The organism is Leisingera sp. F5, from assembly GCF_001593695.1.
The window spans coordinates 1-3,014 of the sequence record NZ_LUKH01000298.1 but is presented as its reverse complement, the minus strand read 5'-3'; the positions used below and the strand labels follow the sequence as shown (position 1 = coordinate 3,014).

Annotated in this window: 5 protein-coding genes; all 5 read right to left on the bottom strand. The window is 57.1% G+C overall.

Features of this window, described 5'->3' with window-relative positions; translation table 11 throughout:
• Positions 1-592, bottom strand: a 592-nt coding sequence (rarD, locus tag A2I95_RS29185) for an EamA family transporter RarD (protein WP_291735523.1), incomplete at its 3' end; no start/stop codon positions are given.
• Positions 593-702: 110 nt separating this feature from the next.
• A complete protein-coding gene (locus A2I95_RS29180) occupies positions 703-1,302 on the bottom strand; it encodes a superoxide dismutase (protein ID WP_129371089.1) in 600 nt (199 codons plus the stop codon).
• Positions 1,303-1,450: 148 nt separating this feature from the next.
• Positions 1,451-1,873, bottom strand: a complete 423-nt coding sequence (locus A2I95_RS29175; protein WP_291735520.1) for a hypothetical protein — start codon at positions 1,871-1,873, stop codon at positions 1,451-1,453.
• A gap of 116 nt (positions 1,874-1,989) precedes the next feature.
• Positions 1,990-2,433: a hypothetical protein gene (locus tag A2I95_RS29170; protein WP_291735519.1), complete on the bottom strand. Its 444-nt coding sequence runs from the start codon at positions 2,431-2,433 to the stop codon at positions 1,990-1,992.
• Positions 2,434-2,622: 189 nt separating this feature from the next.
• The coding region (locus tag A2I95_RS29165; RefSeq protein WP_291735517.1) for a sarcosine oxidase subunit gamma at positions 2,623-3,014 on the bottom strand (392 nt) is incomplete at its 5' end.

Here is a 3,014-nt window from a genome sequence, read left to right as displayed (position 1 = left end):
CGCCACCGGTCAGCCAGATCACCGCCAGCGCTACGGGCAGGATCAGCAGAACCTCGGCGGTGACAGATACCACCGGACCCAATGGAATTTGTTTTTTTGCAACACCATAAAGGGCAAAGCTAATCGCCAGCACTAGCGGAATCAGAGGGGCTGCGCCCAGCCCGAAGGACAGCACCGCAACCGCCAGTGCCGCCAGCCCGACTGCCGCGACCTGCGCCCGGGTCAGCTGCTCACCGAAGACCAGCCGCCCCAGCAGTACGCTCAGCAACGGAAAGATATAATACCCCAGGCTCGCCTCGGTGGCATAACCGGTCTGCACTGAAGAGATGAACACAAACCAGTTGAGCGAGATCATCGCTGTTGCGAGAACCAGAAACAATGTGCTCCGCCTGCTGGTGAAAGCTGCCGTTAAGGTGCCGATCCGGCCCTGAAACAGCAGCACGCCGGCAAAAAACAGAAACGACCACAATGCCCGGTGCGACAGCACCTGTTCCGGCGGCACATGCGACAAAGCATTGTAGTAGATCCCCGACAGCCCCCAGACCACGCAGGCCGAGACCATTGCCAGTATGCCCTTGGCTGCCTCTGTCATCACCGTTCCCCCGTTCCGGCGGGCCGTGCGCAATACGCGCCAGCCGCCGGTCCAAACAAGAAACGCCCGGTCGGATGACCGGGCGCTCCAGAATTCATGCCGCTCAGGACTTACATCCGCGAGGCGACGTTTTCCCAGTTCACCAGATTGTCCAGGAAGTTGGTCAGGTAAGCCGGACGCTTGTTGCGGAAATCAATGTAATAGGAATGTTCCCACACATCGCAGCCCAGCAGTGCGGTCTGGTTGAAGCACAGCGGGTTGACGCCGTTTTCGGTTTTGGTCACTGCCAGCGACCCGTCGGCGTTCTTAACCAGCCAGGCCCAGCCGGAACCGAACTGACCGGCGCCTGCTGCAGAGAACTGCGACTTGAACTCGTCAACCGAGCCGAACGACTCGACCAGCGCCTTTTCCAGCTCGCCCGGCATTGCGCTGGCGCCCGGGCCCATCATTTCCCAGAACTGGTTGTGGTTCCACAGCTGCGAAATGTTGTTGAAGATACCGTTCTGGGCAACGGAACCGGCGTCATAGGTGCCTTTGATGATCTCTTCCAGCGACTTGCCGTCCCACTCGGTGCCGGCGATCAGCTTGTTGCCGTTATCGACATAGGCCTTGTGGTGCAGGTCGTGGTGGTATTCCAGGGTCTCGGCCGACATGCCTTTGGCAGCCAGGGCGTCGTGTGCATAAGGAAGATCGGGAAGTTCAAAAGCCATTTGGGCCCCCTGTGAAAAAAGTTTGCGTTCCTGCGCAGATACATGCTGTGCGCGCGCTATCAGGTCAAGAGCCAAGGCCCCATTTCCGCGCAAGGTCTATGTGCAAAAAAGGCGATGCCAGCCTGGTCCGGCTGGCGCGATGCCGGCCTCAGCCTTTTTTGACGATGCATTTACCTTTGCCACGCGGCTGATTGGCGACACCCGTGATGACGCCGCGGATCGACAGAGTGTTCTGCTTGGTATTCAAAACAGCTGAATACAATCCATCAAGCGTCATTCGGGCATTGCTGACCGGAATGTTATTCACCCGCCAGTCCAAGTTGTAGGAAATTTCGTTTCGCGGCGAGACTTTAGCCGGAATAGGCTCTCCGACCAGTTTGTGTATATACCCGTCATAGATCTGCGCAGACTGGTTTTCTTCGTCCCACATGACAAGCACCCGCGGGGCAATCCAGCCATTGTTGGTGAACACCTTCATCGCGCAATCATATGTGATGGTGTCTTTTCCTCCCGCTGCTGCGGCGGACGCGGCTGACAGCAGAATGGATGCGGTCAGTAGATATCGTTTCATTTGATGGTTCCATTTTTTTGCTGTGCAGTGATGCAGGGATACCGGCTCCGATGCAACGGCAATCTGCAGTTGCGCTGCAGCCCATAGCCTGCCCCGCCGGGCCTTAGATTACCTGCCTAGTTCCAACCGATGTGGTTCTGGGCCAGCAGCGACAAAGAAGGCTCCCGGCGGCACGTTCCGGAACCGCGCGGCGGCTGCTCTGTGCTGCCGGGGCGGATTGATTGAATGCTCATCTTCAAATTTGCGGTGTTCAGCACAGCCCTGAAGCGCGGCTTTGCCTGCCCGTTGTCCGTCAGCACAGCAAGCCCGGGCAATGACCAGCTAATCGCATAAGATGTCTCGCTGCGCTGCGATACCTTAGCTGCGACAGACACACCAAACGCCGCATCAGTGACCTTTGCAATGGTGAAATCATCGGAAAAATGCACGGTAATCCGGCCGGGAACCCAAGTAACGCCGGAAATCGGTTTCAGATTGCAGCGAAAGCTTGTTTCGGCCACTGCCGCACCCCCGGACAGTGAAATAGCCAGTGCTAAAATTCCGCATGCCGGCAGACCCATCAGCCGCTCCCTGAAACATCGTCACAAAACCTACCCCCACTTGAAAGAAAGGGTATCAAATCAAACAGTTGCAATCGTAAAAATGTAAACTTCCAGGGAAGTGAAAAACAAAAAAAGATGCCCTGGAAGGTCTCCAGGGCACCGTAAATGACGCGTGATGGCGTCACAAGCAAAAAGCGAGTGAAAACTTTAGTAAACACCCACTTTACTTTGCGGATGCGCCGCTGTGCTGAGCAGTTTGAACACATATTCGCCGACAGAGCGGAAGCAGACGATGTAAAAACTGCCGTCTTCGTTCAACCAGTAGGCGCCAGCCACCTGTGCCAGGCGCGAACGGCGGAACTGGCCTGCCTTGAATGCCGCAGCGTCAAAGTCCACCGGGCTCACTTTGCCCAGTACCTCTCGCGCACCTTCACCCGACAGGCGGAAGAAGGCACGGGCGTCAGAGACATTTACTGCCAGCGCATGTTCACCTTTCAGCGCCCCAGCCAATTCCGCGGTTTTGGCAACCGCATCCTCATATGGCACCAGCAGCAGCAGCTCGTCCGGCGACATCCAGGCAGCGGCACCGTTTTCGGCAA